The organism is Pseudomonas faucium (assembly GCF_021602585.1).
Lineage (GTDB): Bacteria > Pseudomonadota > Gammaproteobacteria > Pseudomonadales > Pseudomonadaceae > Aquipseudomonas > Aquipseudomonas faucium.
The window spans coordinates 387,797-405,549 of record NZ_BQIP01000001.1; the positions used below are offsets into that span (position 1 = coordinate 387,797).

A 17,753-nucleotide genomic window follows, 5' to 3' on the forward strand; every position below is an offset into this window, starting at 1 on the left:
CAAACATAAATAGACATTTTTTTATTTTGTGTTCACATAAAATAAATTGATAAAAACCAGATAAAAAAAGCGAAAAATCAAGAATCCTACTGAAAATCTGTCTTTTTCTGGCGTAAAATGAACACTTATTGATTTTATGATTATCTTTTTTGAAGCTGCTAGCAAACCACCCATAAGCCTGACTACCATGAGTTAGCTCATAGACCTCAAGGCGAACGGAACAATGTCCCAATCCACACTTGGCTTTGTCCTCCATGACGTCGCTCGCTTGATGCGCAAACGCTTCGATCAATGGGCACGCGCAGCTGAGCTCACGCGATCGCAATGGCAAGTGCTGGCCAAGCTGTCCATCCATGAAGGCCTACATCAGAAAGGCTTGGCCGACCTGCTGGAAATCGAGTCGGTCACCCTGGTGCGGTTGCTGGACAAAATGCAGGAGCGCGGCTTGGTCGAACGTCGCAACCACCCCACGGATCGCCATTGCTGTTTGTTGTATCTCACCCCGGCCGCGCATCCGCTGCTGAAACTCATGCGCACCCTCGGTGAGCAGACCCGGCGCGAAACCCTGGCTGATTTCTCCCCCCAGGAGCACGACCAATTGCTGCACTACCTCGAACGCATGCGTGAACACTTGCTGATCGCCTGTCACCAGCCGGCGGATGAACTTCCAGGTTGTGCACGTGAGGTGAAACATGGCTGAGCCCACACTCCAGCGTCCTGACGTACATATCGAGTCCCGAGCGCTCGAGCATTTGGAAAAACCATCGCTGGCATCCTGAATCCACAGCCCGTAATCGTCACGCTCAACTATCGCCTGAACTGGGTCGCCAACGCTGGCGTACCGGCTTGTTTCTAATCGCACCCATTACCGTTGTGACCTGTGCCGCCTGGTACGTATTTGGAGGTCAAACGGTGAGCATCGACAATGCTTACATCCAGGCGGACCGAGTGGGTGTTTCCACCGACGTGTCGGGAATCATTTCGTCGATTGAAGTGGGTGATAATCAAGCTGTGAGCAAGGGCCAGGTGTTATTCCGACTTAAACCCGAGCCCTTCGAGATCGCCTTGGCCAGCGCCCAGACACAACTGGAAAACGCGCAACCAGGGCCTGTATCTAAAAGCCAGCTACAACCAGTCGCTTGCTGAGATCGCACAGGCGCAAGCCCGACTGCCGTATTTCCAAACCAATTTTCAACGACTGGAAAAACTGGTCAGCGTAGCTGCAGTCTCTAAGACCCTCTACGACGACGCTCATCGTGACCTCGACAATATCCGCCAGCAGATTTCCGTAACCAAGGCCCAGGCTGCCGCCGCCCTGGCCCAATTGGGCGGACGACTGGACCGGCCTCGCGAACAACACCCTTCCTATCTTCAAGCGTTAGCGGCACTGGATGAAGCCAAGCGCAATCTGCACAACTCTGTGATTACGGCGCCATTCGACGGCATCGTGACCAACGTTGACTCGCTGCAAGTGGGTGCCTATCTGCAACCTCCACAATCAGGTTTCAGCCAGGTCTCCAGTGAGCGCTTGTGGGTGACCGCCTCACCCAAGGAGACTGAACTGACCAACATCCAAGTTGGCCAAGGTGTCACCATCGAGGTGGACACTTACCCCGGTGTGATTTGGCATGGCACCGTCGACAGCATCAGCCCGGCTTCCAGCGCCAGCTTCTCGCTGCTGCCAGCACAGAACACGACGGGCAACGCGATGAAGCGCTGGTGGTTCAAACATCAAAAAGGCAATGCTGCGGCGCCCACGCTCGCTCCAACGCCCGAGGGCTTCCTGCTCCCGCAGCCCTCTGAATCCCTGCTCTGTGCCGACCACAGGAAAAAGCTGCTGGAGCGCATCTGGCAATACACAGCGCTCTCCGAGTCTCAGTTCGATCAGCTCTACCTTGATCCGATCCGACGCTACGCCGACTATGTACAGCAACTCCCCGCCAGCGAAAGCCACCACCATGCCTATGCAGGCGGGATGCTGGACCATGGCCTAGAACTGGTGGCCTGCAGTCTTAAGTTGCGCCAGTCGTCCCTGGTTCCCAGCGGCGCCGCGCCGGAAGACCAGGCCGCGCAGGCCGACGCATGGAGCGCGGCGATTGCCTATGGCGCCCTGCTCCATGACATTGGCAAGATTGCCGTCGACCTGCAGGTGGAGTATCAGAATGGCGAGGTGTGGCCCCCCTGGCACGGCCCTTTGGACCGTGCCCTACCGCTTTCGCTACGTGGCCGACCGCGACTACAAGCTGCACGGCGCCGCTACGGGGCTGCTGTACACGCAAGTTTCGACATCCCGTCAACTTGACTGGCTCAGCAACCATCCAATCCTGTGGGGCCACCTACTGTTTCTGCTGGCCAATCAATACGAGCACGCCGGTACCCTCGGAGAGCTGGTGCTGCAAGCGGACCGGGTATAGCCCCCCGGTCATGTGGCATCCAGCATGAGTTCGTCGATCTTGAACAACAGGTGCTTGTACTTGCACTCTTGCTGATCTGGTTGTAATGAAATTGCGGGTATCGGAAGCCTGAATTGCTTGCAACCTGGGAGTGCGGAGCGTGATATACATGCGAATCCCGAATGGATGGTTGCGACCGTGCGGCCTACGCGCAGGCGCTTCTGGGTCAGGCTGATGCGCCAGTTCGCCAGGTGATCTGCCGGCGTGATATCGACCGTCTCGCGATAGTGCGTAGTAAAGCTCACCCGAGCGACATGCCGAAACGATCGGCGAGTTCCGTCACGGCCCAGTTGCGCTGAGGTTCGTGGTGAACGCACTCGAGCGCCCGGGATAGCTGAGCATGGGCCAACATCATCCCTGAGGCGTTGGTCCGTCTGGCCAGAAGGTGCCGAAGCAGCTGAAAAGCCGTGGCTTGCTGGCAGTGTTTGCCTGGAATGGGTGGTGGAGAAGACGGCCTAATCTCAACCGGTACCCCTGCTCGTACAGCCTGATCATCTCCATCAAAACTCCGAAGCTTACAAACTGCTAACCCCTACCTTCGTAATCTGTACAGGATTATATTAGGTCTGATAAGCACAGGTTATCCGAACCTATTGCAGCCTTGAGCCGAGATGAAATTGACAGAGCCGGTACAGATGCCCTCCTCCCAGCCGCTGGTGCTAGCAGAGTTGGCCGACAGCACCCGCGCCGCTGCTGAGGCATTCATCGCGGCAGGCACTGCGGCCAATACCGTGCGTAGCTACCAGAGCGCCCTCACCTACTGGTCCGCGTGGTTGCGGTTGCGTTATCGCCGCTCGCTCGGCGACGGCGCGTTGCCACCCGAGGTCGCCGTGCAATTCATCGTCGACCACTTGGCCAGGCCCGATACTGCTGGTAACTGGACACACTTGCTGCCGCCGGCCGTCGATACCGCGTTGGTGGGAGCCAAGATCAAGGGTAAGCCCGGGCCACTGTCATTCAACACAGTTAGCCATCGCTTGGCAGTTTTGGCTAAATGGCATCGCCTGCGAAACTGGGATAACCCAAGTGAGGCTCCTGCGGTGAAGACGCTTCTTCGAGAGGCACGTAAGGCCCAGGCGCGCCAAGGCGTATCCGTGCGGAAGAAAACCGCAGTGGTGTTGGAGCCTCTGCAGGCGATGCTCGCCACCTGCACTGACGGCGTGCGCGGCACGCGCGATCGCGCCCTGCTGTTGCTGGCCTGGAGCGGAGGTGGCCGGCGCCGCTCGGAAATCGTGGGTTTGCAGATCGGAGACCTGCGCCGTCTGGACGCCGACACCTGGCTGTATGCACTCGGGACGACCAAAACCGACAGTAGCGGCGTGCGGCGGGAAAAGCCGCTGCAGGGACCGGCGGCACAGGCACTTAACGCCTGGCTCGCTGTAGCACCGGCCAGCAACGGCCCTCTGTTTCGCCGCTTGTACAAAGGGGGGCGGGTCGCGACTGTTGGTCTGTCCGGTGACCAGGTCGCGCGCATAGTCAAACGCCGTGCGGCACTGGCCGGCCTCGACGGCGACTGGGCAGCGCACAGCCTGCGTTCGGGCTTCGTCACCGAGGCAGGACGCCAGGGGGTGCCTCTCGGCGAGGTAATGGCGATGACCGAGCACCGTAGCGTCAGCACCGTAATGGGCTATTTCCAGGCGGGGTCCTTACTGGGCAGTCGTGCCAGCCAACTCCATACGATGGAATCGTCCAACGAGAACGCGCCAAGTGACCTTCAGCCTACAGCGAATCCCTCCTAGCGCGCAGGGAAGCGCCCGCTAGATACGTGAACAAATACGGTGTGCAGCCCACACCACGCCACCAACCGCTTTAGACATCGCCTCCTAAGCATCAAGGTGCAGCTCGGCAAAGCCAGTCCGGAGCGATCGCCCGAAGTAAGTAGCAGTGGATGAAGCGGCATCTCAAATCAGTAATAATGGCCTACCGCCACCAAAGAACGCGCAGACCATGGCCCGAAAATCCTCCCCTGTTGTGCCTCCACAGCCGAAGTTAAAACTGACGTCGCAAGAGATCGACCGTGGTATTGCCCGGTTATCCGAAAGAATTGCAGAGCTTCACGCCTTTGACCTCGGTACCGTCCGGAATGGCAATACACCCGAGCTAAAGGCTATGGAGGTTGCCATCAAGGACAGTCTGACCCGCTGTTTCGGCGAGGACACCAGTACCTACCGCACCTATGCGGCCGCCACCGACCTCACGTATTACCCGATGGTTTTCACCACCGGGCAGACGGTCGACTATCACGGACCAATTCAACGCAGGGTGCTGAACTCCATCGCGCTGCTTGAACAGGCACAGAAAAGCTTGAAGGAGGATTTGGCTGATCTCCCAGCAGCGGAGGATACGCAAAGCGCCTCGGGCCGTGAGAATAAGGTTGTCCATTCAGATCGCGTATTTGTTGTCCACGGCCATGACGAGGGAGCTCGTGAGTCGGTGGCTCGATTCCTTGAAAAGCTTGGACTCGAGCCCATCATTCTCCATGAACAGGCCAATCGCGGTCGGACCGTAATCGAGAAGATTGAAGGACACCGAGACGTAGGATTTGCGGTGGTGCTGCTCACGCCTGACGACCAAGGCTGCGTAAAGGGCGGAGAATTAGAGCCGCGCGCCAGACAGAACGTCCTGTTGGAACTTGGTTATTTCCTGGGCTACCTGGGGCGTGACAGGGTCTGTGCACTCAAGCGTGACCAGGTGGAAATACCCAGCGACTTCGCAGGCGTAGTCTGGACTTCGATGAGCGACGAGGGTTGGAAGCAAGCCTTGAGCCGGGAGCTACAGGACGCCGGCTACGAAATTGATTGGAATAAAGTAATGCGCAGCTAGGCAGAAGTCTGAAGCCCTGCCCTCAACCGAGCTGACAAAGGTTGCGATGGGGTGTAGTCTACGAAGATTGGCTCCGAGACTTTGTTGGCAAATCGCCTCCCCTTGGAGACGCCTGAAAGCCCGCCCTAAAAGCGGGCTTTTTCGTATCCGCCAGCATTTCCACCGATCGGGCGCTCACAAGCTCAGTCTTCGGCCCAGGTGTGCTCTGCCCCCGGTCACCCTCAACTAGCTCTGCCGTTCTTTGAGGCTTTCAGCGATTTTGGCCTCCAGGGCTTCTAGCGACACACCGCGACGCCGCACGAGTTTTTTCGAGAACGCCGAAATTTCTTTAATAACCGCCCGGCCTCCCCCGAGATGAATTCCAGCTTTTTGTGCAGAGCAAGGTAGGTGGTGACGTCATTTTGCCATCTGCGTTGGAGCTATGCACTAGCCAGTTGCGGTCCTCAAGTAACGTGGCAAAGCGTCAGGCGGCAGACGACGCTCAAAATGCTGATCGATCCGCCGGCGATCACGCGTATCGGCAACGTCAGACTCGGTCTTCATACGTTGGCAATGGTCAACAGGTGGCAACCCTCAGGGCCACGTGTAAGATGTACCCTTGAGCGACAGCGCAAAACGCTGGTGGAATGCCAATGGAGTACATTCAATGGTTCCGATTCGTGAAAGTGGCACACGCAGGGCAACGGAATATTTGATCCATGCCAATATTGGTGAACTTAGCCCCGTGCTGATTTATCACCATATTAACGCCGGATTCACATTGTTGGATGTTCAACAGATGTTGTTGGACGTTACACCACGCTCGTGCGGCTCAACATTGCGCCGAATATTAGGCAAGCCTACTTCTGCCAAGCTCCGCGCAGGACGTCTCCCAGTACGTCTGAATTCCCAGCAGAGTGCTGTGGCCTTTATGTACGCCAAGATTTTTGAGTTATCCCTTAATGTTTTTGGTACGCGCGAACTCGCTGAACGATGGATGAGATTACCGTGCCGCTTCCTAGGCGGCGATGTGCCACTTGATGTGATACATAATCCCTATGCATACCGCTTGATCGAAACATATCTACAGCGCGTAAAGTTCGGGGTTTACCAATAGCATTTTGGACATAAACATCCTATCTCGCGTACTGCCCAAGCAAATATTCTAATGAGACATCCCGAGTGCTAACTGTGTAATGCCAGCACAAGTTGCATTATGCGTAGCATTTAAATGAGTAATTCGGGCGATCCCTGCAAGACGCCACAAGAAGTCAAAAAAAAGCACCTGCATTAACATCAATATGTGAGCAAGCTTTGATCAAGAAATACTATAGCGAACCGCACTTGCACTTGTGACTAGCTAGAGTAACTGACAAGCACTGCGTCTTCATAAAGTAACGAAGCTTTATTAAATCTTCTGGCATTGACTTAAAAAAGACGTTTGGGCATAATATTTTGGGTCGCAGGCTTCGGAGCTTCAAGTGATGAAAAGCAAAATAACCGAAATGGATGTCGCACGAGCAATTCAGCGTTTAAAGACCAAAGGGATGAAACCAACCCTCAATTCCATTAGAGCCGAACTGGGAAATCAAGGATCTAAGACGACCATCTTACGGATGGTGCGAACACTTAGCGAGCAAAATGAATCTGCCAATTTTTCAAATATTCTACCTGCAGGTACTGATGGCTCATTAGCAACTGCCAGCCTTTCATTAGACGAGCCTTCTGCAATCGTTGAAAGTATAGAATCACTGGGAGAGGCCCGACTGATAGTCAACAAGCTGTGCTTAACTATACAGCATTTAAAAACCGAACTGGCCATATGTCAATCCAATAACGAAGCTTTACGCACATCTCAAAAGCAAGCGTTAGAGGCACTGCGCGCATCCATTAAACTGTAATGGTTCGCGGGCAACATCTGTACACCTTTCTCTGTATACGTTTTAGCTGTTTCTCCCCATCGATATTCTCGGCGCTCCCTTCCTCCGCTCTCGCCCTTAAATACTTTGCCAGATTTATTCGCTCTAGCCAGTTCATTTCTCTAATGACGCAACGCCACGTTAGCCATACATCTGAATAATCTCTCCCACCGGGACTGTAATACCCTTCATAAACAGCCTCCCAAAATTTGATTACCCCACGCACTTCATAGCATGCGGAATCAAAAAAAACACCCCCTGCTCCCCCTACAGCGCCGAACACCACGCTTGAGAACTCCTCCTGCAGGATAGTCCACTTTCGCTCAATCAGTAGTTGAGCAAACACATCTAAAAAATCCTGATAAACTTGCCCACCTTGTAAGTCAATCGCAGTACAAGTGCTAGCAATAATTATCGCTAGCCTATCGAAGCTTTTATGTTTTTGCAGTTCCTTAAGCGAGTAATAGCCACTCGACCGAGATGCCGCTCCGTAGCGATTGAGCACATCAATTCGTGTCGGGTAGTCGCAGTCTTCCTTTAGAAGTTTCCACAGTGGATGGTGATACACATCAGATGCTTGAGGGCATACAAGCAGTAATTGGTTGAATGTGCTGTGTTGAGGCTGATGCCCTTTCAAAAACAATCTCCATGGTTTTGGATCTAGAGTCCCTGATTCCATACCATGGATTTGCTCAAACCACCTCGCCATTGCGTAGCCAGTGCGAGCAATCCTCGCCTCGTCTGCAATGGTCATGGCCATCGCTTTCACCCTCAGGTAATCAACGGGCTGCTTACGTGGTCGTGCCACATCGTACTCCTAAATCGGGACCCTACGGTTCGCACCGATTCTCAATGCGCGGCATACAAAATCTTATATACCATTGATTTCTATCGTTTTTTTTGTTCGTAAATTCAGATTTTTTGCCTCGTGACTGCTCAATTCCTGCCCCCCTAGAATGGTACACATCGGCTTCAGTGTACCGCTGTTCGTGACCCAATGCGGATCTGCGGAGCTTGCCAGGTGGAGAGATAAGAGAATTGAGCAATGGACCAGATTCTGGAAATTGGTGAGTACGTAATCGTAAACGGCGTGATTGCTGTTATTACCGAACTCATCGGCTCTGAAAACCTGAAGGTGAGAGAGCACGAGTCGGGTTTGTTATATACAGTGAATGTAGGTGATATCAGAGCGATTCCGAAATCCTCTAAACAATCCGAGATCTTCCGACTAGACCCGACAGATCCTGCTACAGCACAGTCCTTAGTGCAAGCTGCTGAGCGAGCAGAAGTGATCATGAAGTATAGGAGAGGCGAATTAAACGTTAAACAAAGCGGCGAGTTGCTCGGTATAAAGAAAAGCCAATTTTACAAACTCAACAAAAACTACAGCGAAGACTTTGGTCCATCTAGCATAGTACGCCAAACCGCTGGACCGAAAATTGGCTCTACCCGAATCAGCAAGCATATATCCAGCATCGTGGACGAATGCTTTGATAAATACTACAACGGGCCAGCAGCAAGTTATTCAGCAGTTTGGAGACAGGTTCAGGCGCAGTGCTTCAAGGAAGGGCTGCAATGCCCAAGTCTTGGGACCGTTACCCGATTAATCAAGATGCACGATCCAAAAGAAAGAGAGCTCAAAAAAAATGGACAAGATGCAGCACGCCAAAAATATGAGCCAAGGCCTGGAGTCGTTGAAGCAAGTGCCCCACTAAGTATCGCTCAAACAGATCACACAATGGTGGATCTACTTTTGCGTGCTGAGCACGACAGAAGCATAATTGTCGGCCGCCCGTGGGTAACGCTAATCATTGACATATATAGCCGTGTTATTCTCGGCTACTACATCTCAATGTTTCCTCCGTCCCTAATTTCGGTACAGCAAAGTTTAGGGATGGCCGCGCTTCCGAAAAAGATGGGTTACTTTGTTAGCGATCTGGATTATGTAGAGTATCCTTATTACGGGCTCCCCCAAATAGTTCTCATGGACAACGCCAAAGAATTCAGATGTCTGACATTGCGTGCAGCCATGAGCAAGTACAACGTTAAACCAGAGTACAGGAAGCCGTATAAAAAGCATATGGGAGGACACATCGAACGCTTGATCGGTACGTTCATGACTACTGCAGTACATTTCCTCCCTGGTACAACATATTCTAATCCTCAACATCGCGGCGATTATAACAGCGAAAAACTATCGTCGCTGACCTTCAGCGAGTTTGTCACGTGGTTCGCTGGCCAGGTAATGATCTATCATGGAACGGTGCACTCAGCGTTAAAGAAATCACCTAAAGACGCCTGGAATGGGTATTTCAACTCTAAAGGAGCAACTCCACAGCTGATTACTAACCCTCAGCAGTTTTTTATCGACTTTATGCCGGAGCTACAGAGGCCGGTGCATAATAGCGGCATCCAAGTTAATGGCAATAGATACCATTCGCAGGGTATCAACAAAGTTCAAGGTCGGGGAAAAATCACTATCAAGTTCGATCCCTACAACCTAGAACAGATTTGGGCTAAAGTCGGCGATAACTATGTCCAAGTACCCAAAATAACCGGCGAGCATGATTTCATAAACTATGAAAGCTATCGATGCAACCGTAAATTTAACAAGTCTGCTCCGCCTGGCACAATCACTGATCCGGATGCTCTTCGTCAGGTCTTGAAAAATAATGACCTTGTTAAAATTAGCCGGAAGCGCACTCGGGCTGCCAGCGCGATGAACAATGCAGATGAAGCTAGGCGTCAGCACAACCGCGCAATAAAATCCGGTTTGCCTAAATCTCATTTTCCTGACTCGATCGAAAATCCGCAAGACTCTGCTCAGCGCAACGTAAACTTCTCATTGCCGCCAACGCTTTACGACTTGACAGACTGATCAACTCGATCAGTGCAAAATACACGTGCGGCTTCTAACTTTAGATTGTCTTTGTTGTTAGCGACCCATCGCGTGCTCATAGATTCAATCAACAGGGAATTCGATATGACTGAAACATTCGCAAATCAAGCTAGCAACAGTTATTCAGATGCACATGTAAGGGAGTCGCGCAGGCCTTTGCTGCTACTTGAACCTGAGCAGCGAATGGCGATCTGTTTAGAAGATGTATTTCTCGACTACCCAATCGCAGACTCGATTCTTAAATCAATAGACTACATGCTTCAGTCAAAAAACAAAGTGCAAGCACCCTGCATGCTAATATGGGGTGAAGGCGGATATGGCAAAACCAGCCTGATCAGGAAAATCAAGGAAAGAAACGTTGAGCAAACCAATAAACTTGTTTTCATGAGTATGCGGCAGACGCCAGAAAATTACAACTTTCGCGAGCTCCTGCTTGAGGCGTTCGGGATTCCCCTAACCAAAAAATTTAGTGGCTTTAATGCCTCGAAGGAGTTCGCACGCACAGTAGCTCATAACAATATCAAAGGCATCGTTATTGACGAAATTCATGACGCGCTCACGCTGACCCCTTTTCAGCAACGCGCAAATTTATCGCTACTTAAAAATCTTTCTGGAGAGCAATTCAATCTGAGCGTGATTGCGTCTGGTACAGAAAAAGCCAGCGAAGCACTCCGACTCGACGCCCAACTGGAAAGGCGTTACCTACAGTGGCCTCTAGCAAAATGGGAGCTCGACGAAAACTTCCGGTCCTTCCTTCTTGCTTATGAACGCACTTTACCGCTAAAAAATCAATCACGAATATGGGATGAGGTAATTGCGCGAATGATACTAAAAACATCCTCAGGAATTATGGACAATGTTGCGAAAATTATTCAGGTTGCGGCTGCGGAAGCAATACGTACTGGAGAAGAACAAATTAGCGCAGAAATCATAGAACATGTGCACCGGCTTGCTCCACACTATGGAGTCTCGCTAATGAAATCCCACTGAGCTCGGGGAAGCTTATGAATGAAATCAGCTTGCTGACGCAGTCCATCCATGACGACGTGCAGCTTTTAACCCCGCAGGTAATGCAGTGCATAGACGAAATCCAGTTGCATCATAAGTCTCAGAGTAAGCGCCGCCAACGCATGCCTGTTTTAGTGTGCGGCAATTCTGGAAGCGGAATTTCGACGGTAATGTCTCGAACAGCTCACCAACTCGAATTAACGAGCACAGGTGTTGTACTATTGCAACGTCAAGATCTTGCCTTCTACTCACCGTATCAAATGCTGCTCCACCATTATGGCTTCAGACCGGCCGACAGTGCGCGACTCGGCTCATCATACGATTTGCCTCATTACATCACCAAGCTTTTGGCTATGGCTGAACCTGAGGTTATTATTTTAGATGATTTTCTTAATGGAGTTATTGAAAAAAAAGATATATCCAAGCATTTAGCCCAGTGGACTAACATGGCAAATGCAATACCGAAAACATCGATAATTTTCGGAAATCCAGGTCGCCTTACACCTACATGGTTATCTGGCGTCCCGAACTACAGATCAATCTATATAGATGAGTGGTCACTAGGCCCCTCATTCGACCTTTACCTCAATCAACTTTGCGATCTAGCACTGACGAAATATGGTCTGAAAATGGAACTGCAAAAATTCCAGAGCCAGCTCTATCAACATTCCCATGGCAACACTGGAAACTTGATCCGCCACTTGCGGCAGCTCGTTATAAATCTAATGCTAAATCATCAGTCAGATATGACAATAGTTTTTGCCACAAAAAAACTAAAGGAATTGATTGAAGACAATGCCAGGATCTTCTATGAAATCGCTATGTGACGATGAATCTTTTTCTTCATTGGTAATGAGGGATGTCTTTAAGGCCCCGGTGGTTCACACCTTCGACGATGAAATCAAAGATTTCACACTCGAAGGCGATCCCGATTTCGATCACACTTACACTCAATCAGGCTCTGCGGCTGTTTACGACAGGGTTAAGCCTCATGACTGCTGGATAATTCCTCACACCGTTTCTGATTTTGTTTGCATGCAGTGCTTGGCGTCATCGTTGAAGGAACATCACGCTTTGAGGTTTAAGAAAGCCTGGCGTCAAGTAGCTCAGCCCTTTTGTCAATCACATAATAAATTGCTGGATTCTTTCCCGCCCAGAAACAGCGACTTAATGAATTTCCTAGTACTGAAGCCCAGCTCGCTGCGCACTACCCTACCAGAAAATGTACTTCAGATGATTGCTTGCGCCGCTATCAAAACATATGAAGACTTGATTGAAACAATGCATTTTGAATGTCCCGCTGCCGCCCAGAAGCGATTCAGTGCTTTCAGGTTTCTACTTGAGTTATTCCTTCATGCACAGTCCGACTCCGGAGGCATCGCGTCTTTTTATATGAGTGCCCCGAGACCCCGTAATAGCCAATGGCAGCCTTTCAGTTGGCAGTCCAGCTTTCAAACCGGTGCGGTGATTAGCAACGCGCTGGAGCGCGCGTGTGCAATTATTATGTTTCACGCTATCACTTCAGACGCTTCGCAAATATCAATCGCTCCTATTGCCGCCCGAATTACCGGCTTCGGCTACCACTATCCTATTACACCCGAATCAATCGGTAGCTTGAGTAGATTGGTAATGAGCGAGGTTAATCCAGCCGTCACAACAAGATTGTACAGTTATTCCGAAATACTGAATTGTGTTGCTTACCAGAGTTTTCTTCGAGGGTTTCATCATGACAAATGTTAGGCTTACACATATTCGAATCAATTGTTTAGACCTAGGCTTCCCGGTCTACGACCAATTCAAAATGGCCACATTCACCCCGCAAATAATAATTTGCAGTGATGTGTACCTGGGAATAATAATAGCTGCCGGCATCACACGACGCGAAACCATTCACGACTTAGCATACAAAATAAAACTTTGTCTGCGCAGCGACTTCTCGATAACCCGCAACCCCTCTATATCAGCCAACTCATTAACTTTCCACTGGTTTTCATACTGTGGGATCACAGCAACCCCAATCAAAAACATACAACGAAAACCAATTTCATCGATTGAGGACTTGGACTTGAGCGAATCTTTACAGCGATTACCACTTTACTATCTACGGTTACTGCTAGATCGCAACTTAAAGCCCATTCATTTAGAAAGGTTTGCATTAAGCATTCTTAGACAGCACAATAAAAAAATGTCAGTTTCCGACATCCCAACACTAGGCTCTGTGCGAAATCCCGACCCAATCACCGCCTCTTGAACGCTGAGATTTTGTAGAGTTACCCGCCATCGACGGAAAGGAATTCTGTGATGGCAAAGCGTTACGAGCTCTCGGACGAGGCCAGGGATGAGGTCTCCGATCTCTTCATCGAAATTCATGGTCGAGGGCGACCGCACCTGAGCGATCGTCTGATGCTCGATGGCCTGCTATGGGTGCTCTGCTCGGGTGCTGCGTGGCGAGATATGCCGGAGCGCTTTGGCCCATGGTCAAGGGTGTATCAACGGTTTCGCGGCTGGCGAAATCAGAAGACGTTCGATCAGATGTTCAAACGCTTGCACCTGAGATTGAATGAGCAAGGCTTGATCGATCTGCAAACCTGGATGATCGACTCAACCGCCGTACGCGCAACCCGAGCCTCATCTGGCGCTCGGAAAAAAGGGGGCCTGACGAGCTTGCCGATCACACTCTAGGTCGCAGTCGCGGTGGCCTGGCAACCAAAATCCACATGCTTTGCGATGCAATCGGGACACCGTTGCGCTTCCTCCTTTCTGGCGGTCAAGCCAGTGACATCAGCTATGCCCAGCCATTGTTGGACGACGTCCATTCCATCAAGCCAACCTGGCCGCCCGCGTAAACGCTGCAAATGGTTGCTTGCTGACAAGGACTACGACGCCGAAGCGCTACGCCGCTACTGCGACCAATATCGAGTGCAGCACGTCACCCCGATGCGCCCGATGAAGCGCAAACCCAAGCCTGGCTTACCCAGACTGTTTGATCGGCCCAAATACCGACAGCGCAACATCATCGAGCGGATGTTTGGCTGGCTGAAAGGGAACCGCAGCATCGTGACACGCTTCGACAAGCTCGCGAAAAGCTATGCCGCCATGGTCTCACTGGCTTGTTCCATGCGGTGTTTGCGACATCTCTTTTCGTACAGAGCCTAGGCGCAAGTGGTGAAGACCGAGGCATCAATAACCGTTAATGAGTGGAATTTCCCACGATTCAAAGAAAAATTTTCCACTCTTTAACAGTTAATCGGTGGAAAAGCATTTAAAATCAACAGCTTGAGGATTTCCACTTTTTCTCTGATGGTCACACGGACGGAAATTTTCTAAATCTGGACGCTCGAACCGTAGGAAATTCAAACCTTGCCCCCACCTTCCCGATTCCGTGTCCATCTGGATCGTTTCTTGATTCTGGACGCTCTTTGCGCAGAAGTTTTAACCCTCCGAACCTCCAGTCGTTCAATCGTACTCTTTCTACTGGGTTGTCAAACATCCTCCTATCGGCGCATCGTCAGCATCCGACAAGCGACCAACCACATCCGTGAAGCTGCCCCGGCTACACTTATCCTGAACTCACAAAACCGTGCATTTCTCATGAACTGGACGTCAAACCCGTTCCCAATTTTCCCAACGATGTCGACGTTCGTCCGCTGCTTAAACGAAGGCATGGATTTCCCGGCAAATGTCCACGTACAGCGACGGTTATCCGATGTCGACCCATCCTGCCAGCCAGTCGAAATGTGTCGTCACGCCGCGGACTTCATCATTGAGTCAATGCAGACCAAGCCAACACCTTGGGATAGTCGATACTTGGACTACACGTCTGTGCTACAGATGGCGCTGAACTGGAGTTTTCTGATTGATCGGCGGCCCATGACGGAATGGGATAACGAGACCCTTACGCGATTTTTGCACTTCATAAAGCAGCCTGACGACAATTGGATCAGTCAGAGTACGGCTGGATGTCGCTTCCTGTTCAGAGGCCATCCGATTCTCACAAAGCAGCCCATTAACCCGGCATGGCGCCCATGCTATCGACCCGTCCCTGAGGCTCCGATCGTCAGCACAGTCATGCGCAAGGTACACGGTATCACCTTTCATTTTCTCAATTATTTGTGGCGTATCCGCGTTCGGAAGCAGCCGGCTCCGGTCATGGCTAAGACTCCGGAAACCCCGGCAGATAAGGGGCTGGCCGCTGCAAATCTTTCGCATAAGGAAATGGAATGGCTTTTCGCACACCTCGAGTACTGGCGCCATACCAGCCCCGAATACGAGATGTGCCGATTCATGTTAGCTGTGGCGAGATTTACGACTATTCCACTGGCTAGATTATGCCGGGACGGTCAGTATGCAGGTTTGCTAAGCCAATTTATGACTTATACACGGTCGGCCAAGCTTGGTGATCCGCCTGGCTGTAGCCATTGGGTATTCATTGACAACCCAGGAGCGCCTCTGGAAACAGAGCGCCCTATTTGCCCTCAATTCATTCCGTTTTTGAACGACTACGTCGAATCTCGAGGACTGACGACCAAAGATGCGCTTCCTGATGTTTGCACGCTGCAAGAAAATCGGAAGTCGAATGGCATCACTGCCGGCACTGCCCATGACGTGATTCGACGGCATCGGGCGGCTATTGCGAATGCCGCTAGGAACGATGAGATGCTGCCAGATGCATCACAAACTGCGGCTAAACTCGCCCAGTTGACGTTCAGCCAGGTACGTCGTTCGGCGCGCGCAGATCTGGAACTCGCAGGTAAGAAGCCGAAAATTACCTAGATGGCCTCGGTGATATTCCCCGTGCGGGTGTAACGCACCATCCAATTTTCGACATTAGTCGGGATCATCATCCGAATCGTTAAGGTTAGGATCGAGGCTTAAGTCTTCGGGCAGAATTGGTCGATGTGGGGAATTATCATCATTTGATCGAAAAAAGGCGTCGATCGGGGTGTGGTCGATCTCGACACGCTCGACGGGTGGATTGTTAGATTGTGCCATATCTGTACTCATCCATGTGATGTGGTTAATGCTGTTAGCGTAGCTCTACACCATGGCATTCTCTGAGTTATTTTACTTGAACCGATGAACGTTGTAAGTCCGTGGTGAAGGATGGCCGGAAGAAGGAAGGCGTGTGCCCTCCTCTTTGCTAAGGTCGTGAGCCTTCAGCTCTTTTTGAAGAGCTTCTCGAACTCTTCAGACGACATTATTTCCACATCCGAGATACGCTTCAGGGTGTGTAGGCTTGTCTGCTTCATGATCATTGACTTCGAGATCTTGTGAAAATAGCTTCTATTCTTTCGCCCATTTGATTAGGGCGATTGGAGCGGTGAATGATCTCAATCCCCGCTTCTAGGGCCATTTTCTTAAGCCGTGCAGACGTAAAGTCGTGATCTACATCAAGCTGGAAGATTTGGTAACCGTTGGTTCCATTTCCTCCATCATTGTCACCATGTACAGCCGCATCGAGCGCATCGGTCAAAGCGTCGACCTCTACGCCTTCTGGATTGTCTGCAAATGAAACGGCGCTTCCAAGGACGGCACCAGAGGTTGTATGGACAACAACAGCTACCCAAGGGCGTACCATTGAACCGTCATTCCTTTGAACCAGCACATCCACTCGCGTGCTTTCAATAACCGCTGTGTTGTCCTCGACTCGTTTGACTTCCCTCAAGACTAATCCAGAGCGGCCTGCTTTCTCATGAGTGAGCAGCACATTGATTTTCTGCAGCCCAGCGTCAGGAGCAAGGCTTTGGAATGAGACTTCGGCATGCACGTGCCATAGGTGACGAGCTTCCCAGATTGATTCATGAAATGTAAGACACTGGCTAGGGCTCAGCTCATACCTCGAATTCCAATCTGGCCCCAAATGCAATCCCTGTGGCGGATGGTTTTTCAAAGCAGCGACTACTGCGCTCATTCCATGACGCTCAAGGTAAGCGGCCGCGCTTGAGAGAACCTGAGCTGGCAGACATTCCTCCAGCGCCGCCATGCACTTGGCCAACACCTCTCCCGGAAGCTCGAAGAGGTCGGCAGCACGGCATTTGCCTAGCTCCTGGTCGAGAATGATGAACTCTGCATCGGACAGATGATGCTCAAGCTCCTGATCATCCTCTTCGTGTTTGAGTGCACTGTAGGTGTGGTAGCCAAGGAGCGCAGCCAGGACTTCCTGCAGTTTCGCGTGCCCCTCCTTAATGCCTGCAGCGAGGAGTTCCGCTTTAGCATGTCGAGTAGCATGGGTAAGAATGTTGGCCATCTCATGATCCTCAAGCGCCGTCTTTGCTGCTGGTCGCTTTATCTGTCGCAAGACAGCTGAGTCACAAGATGCTGGAAGGATGTGATGAATGAACAACCTCTTTAAGTCGGCCAGAGCTTAGGCGAGGTAACCTCCTCTTACTCTAGATGAGGCGAAATACCTCGTTAGGTTGATTCGACGAATGGTGATGCTCGTCAGCCGGTCTCTACGAGCCCGAAGATGCGATAGACACGAAATATCCTACAGCAAGGCGCTCTCCTGTGAACTTCGGAGCAGCCCGCAATAACGCCGAAATCTGGAATCCAACCTTCGGCCGCCTGAACATTAGGCATAGGTAGTATGCTTTGCTCTACTTTCGACGGCCTCCCAAATACCCTATGCTGGCCTTTTGATTTCGCGCATGGGGCCTCTGCGCTCCTGAAAGG

The 17,753-nt window shown here is 51.3% G+C and carries 13 protein-coding genes and 4 pseudogenes; 14 read left to right on the top strand and 3 right to left on the bottom strand.

Annotation, left to right across the window (positions count from 1 at the left end):
- Positions 1–223 precede the first annotated feature (223 nt).
- From L6D75_RS01835 to mobH, 4 genes and pseudogenes are all read left to right on the top strand, one after another.
- Complete coding sequence (locus L6D75_RS01835; protein ID WP_176511242.1) at positions 224–700, top strand: MarR family winged helix-turn-helix transcriptional regulator; 477 nt, start codon at positions 224–226, stop codon at positions 698–700.
- A gap of 212 nt (positions 701–912) precedes the next feature.
- Positions 913–1,146 (top strand): biotin/lipoyl-binding protein, encoded by a 234-nt coding sequence (locus L6D75_RS01840; RefSeq protein ID WP_236193369.1) that lies wholly within the window; start codon positions 913–915, stop codon positions 1,144–1,146.
- A 388-nt stretch (positions 1,147–1,534) separates the two neighbouring features.
- Positions 1,535–1,606 (top strand): annotated as a pseudogene (locus tag L6D75_RS27680) (hypothetical protein); the annotation flags it as partial.
- A gap of 102 nt (positions 1,607–1,708) precedes the next feature.
- A pseudogene (gene mobH, locus L6D75_RS01850) lies at positions 1,709–2,411 on the top strand (MobH family relaxase); the annotation flags it as partial.
- Between the two features lie 11 nt (positions 2,412–2,422).
- Here mobH and L6D75_RS27400 read toward each other — a convergent pair.
- A pseudogene (locus L6D75_RS27400) lies at positions 2,423–2,853 on the bottom strand (hypothetical protein); the annotation flags it as partial.
- A 235-nt stretch (positions 2,854–3,088) separates the two neighbouring features.
- Between L6D75_RS27400 and L6D75_RS01860 the strand changes: the two are divergent.
- From L6D75_RS01860 to L6D75_RS01875, 4 genes are all read left to right on the top strand, one after another.
- Positions 3,089–4,192 (top strand): tyrosine-type recombinase/integrase, encoded by a 1,104-nt coding sequence (locus L6D75_RS01860; RefSeq protein ID WP_371871920.1) that lies wholly within the window; start codon positions 3,089–3,091, stop codon positions 4,190–4,192.
- Between the two features lie 208 nt (positions 4,193–4,400).
- Positions 4,401–5,276, top strand: coding sequence for a TIR domain-containing protein (locus tag L6D75_RS01865; protein WP_176511244.1), 876 nt, complete (start codon positions 4,401–4,403; stop codon positions 5,274–5,276).
- Between the two features lie 598 nt (positions 5,277–5,874).
- Positions 5,875–6,372 (top strand): antitoxin Xre/MbcA/ParS toxin-binding domain-containing protein, encoded by a 498-nt coding sequence (locus L6D75_RS01870; protein WP_236193370.1) that lies wholly within the window; start codon positions 5,875–5,877, stop codon positions 6,370–6,372.
- A 367-nt stretch (positions 6,373–6,739) separates the two neighbouring features.
- On the top strand, positions 6,740–7,156 hold the full coding sequence (locus L6D75_RS01875) for a DNA-binding protein (RefSeq protein WP_176511245.1): 417 nt from the start codon (positions 6,740–6,742) through the stop codon (positions 7,154–7,156).
- Here L6D75_RS01875 and L6D75_RS01880 read toward each other — a convergent pair.
- Positions 7,146–7,934 carry a hypothetical protein gene (locus L6D75_RS01880; RefSeq protein WP_176511246.1) on the bottom strand — a complete coding sequence of 263 codons (789 nt, stop codon included), beginning with the start codon at positions 7,932–7,934 and terminating at the stop codon, positions 7,146–7,148. The two genes, L6D75_RS01875 and L6D75_RS01880, sit on opposite strands and share 11 nt — an antisense overlap.
- Before the next feature lie 285 nt (positions 7,935–8,219).
- Here L6D75_RS01880 and L6D75_RS01885 point away from each other — a divergent pair, with 285 nt between their 5' ends.
- The 6 genes and pseudogenes from L6D75_RS01885 (at position 8,220) to L6D75_RS01910 (ending at position 15,854) form a co-directional block, all read left to right on the top strand.
- Positions 8,220–10,052 (top strand): Mu transposase C-terminal domain-containing protein, encoded by a 1,833-nt coding sequence (locus L6D75_RS01885; RefSeq protein ID WP_176511247.1) that lies wholly within the window; start codon positions 8,220–8,222, stop codon positions 10,050–10,052.
- 105 nt (positions 10,053–10,157) lie between these two features.
- Positions 10,158–11,063, top strand: coding sequence for a TniB family NTP-binding protein (locus L6D75_RS01890; protein WP_176511248.1), 906 nt, complete (start codon positions 10,158–10,160; stop codon positions 11,061–11,063).
- A gap of 14 nt (positions 11,064–11,077) precedes the next feature.
- On the top strand, positions 11,078–11,908 hold the full coding sequence (locus tag L6D75_RS01895; protein WP_176511249.1) for an ATP-binding protein: 831 nt from the start codon (positions 11,078–11,080) through the stop codon (positions 11,906–11,908).
- Positions 11,892–12,821: a hypothetical protein gene (locus L6D75_RS01900; protein ID WP_176511250.1), complete on the top strand. Its 930-nt coding sequence runs from the start codon at positions 11,892–11,894 to the stop codon at positions 12,819–12,821. Before L6D75_RS01895 ends, L6D75_RS01900 begins: the two co-directional genes overlap by 17 nt.
- A 561-nt stretch (positions 12,822–13,382) precedes the next feature.
- Positions 13,383–14,237 (top strand): annotated as a pseudogene (locus tag L6D75_RS01905) (IS5 family transposase).
- Between the two features lie 246 nt (positions 14,238–14,483).
- Positions 14,484–15,854, top strand: a complete 1,371-nt coding sequence (locus tag L6D75_RS01910; protein WP_176511251.1) for a hypothetical protein — start codon at positions 14,484–14,486, stop codon at positions 15,852–15,854.
- A gap of 478 nt (positions 15,855–16,332) precedes the next feature.
- Here L6D75_RS01910 and L6D75_RS01915 read toward each other — a convergent pair whose 3' ends face one another.
- Positions 16,333–17,328, bottom strand: coding sequence for a hypothetical protein (locus L6D75_RS01915; protein WP_176511252.1), 996 nt, complete (start codon positions 17,326–17,328; stop codon positions 16,333–16,335).
- Positions 17,329–17,753 lie beyond the last annotated feature (425 nt).

Bases quoted from the DNA above. Each gene is read 5' to 3' on its own strand.
- L6D75_RS01900 (WP_176511250.1), top strand. From the start codon at position 11,892: ATGAAATCGCTATGTGACGATGAATCTTTTTCTTCATTGGTAATGAGG.
- L6D75_RS01895 (WP_176511249.1), top strand. From the start codon at position 11,078: ATGAATGAAATCAGCTTGCTGACGCAGTCCATCCATGACGACGTGCAG.
- L6D75_RS01890 (WP_176511248.1), top strand. From the start codon at position 10,158: ATGACTGAAACATTCGCAAATCAAGCTAGCAACAGTTATTCAGATGCA.
- L6D75_RS01865 (WP_176511244.1), top strand. From the start codon at position 4,401: ATGGCCCGAAAATCCTCCCCTGTTGTGCCTCCACAGCCGAAGTTAAAA.
- L6D75_RS01860 (WP_371871920.1), top strand. From the start codon at position 3,089: ATGCCCTCCTCCCAGCCGCTGGTGCTAGCAGAGTTGGCCGACAGCACC.
- L6D75_RS01835 (WP_176511242.1), top strand. From the start codon at position 224: ATGTCCCAATCCACACTTGGCTTTGTCCTCCATGACGTCGCTCGCTTG.
- L6D75_RS01885 (WP_176511247.1), top strand. From the start codon at position 8,220: ATGGACCAGATTCTGGAAATTGGTGAGTACGTAATCGTAAACGGCGTG.
- L6D75_RS01915 (WP_176511252.1), bottom strand. From the start codon at position 17,328: ATGGCCAACATTCTTACCCATGCTACTCGACATGCTAAAGCGGAACTC.
- L6D75_RS01880 (WP_176511246.1), bottom strand. From the start codon at position 7,934: ATGGCCATGACCATTGCAGACGAGGCGAGGATTGCTCGCACTGGCTAC.
- L6D75_RS01875 (WP_176511245.1), top strand. From the start codon at position 6,740: ATGAAAAGCAAAATAACCGAAATGGATGTCGCACGAGCAATTCAGCGT.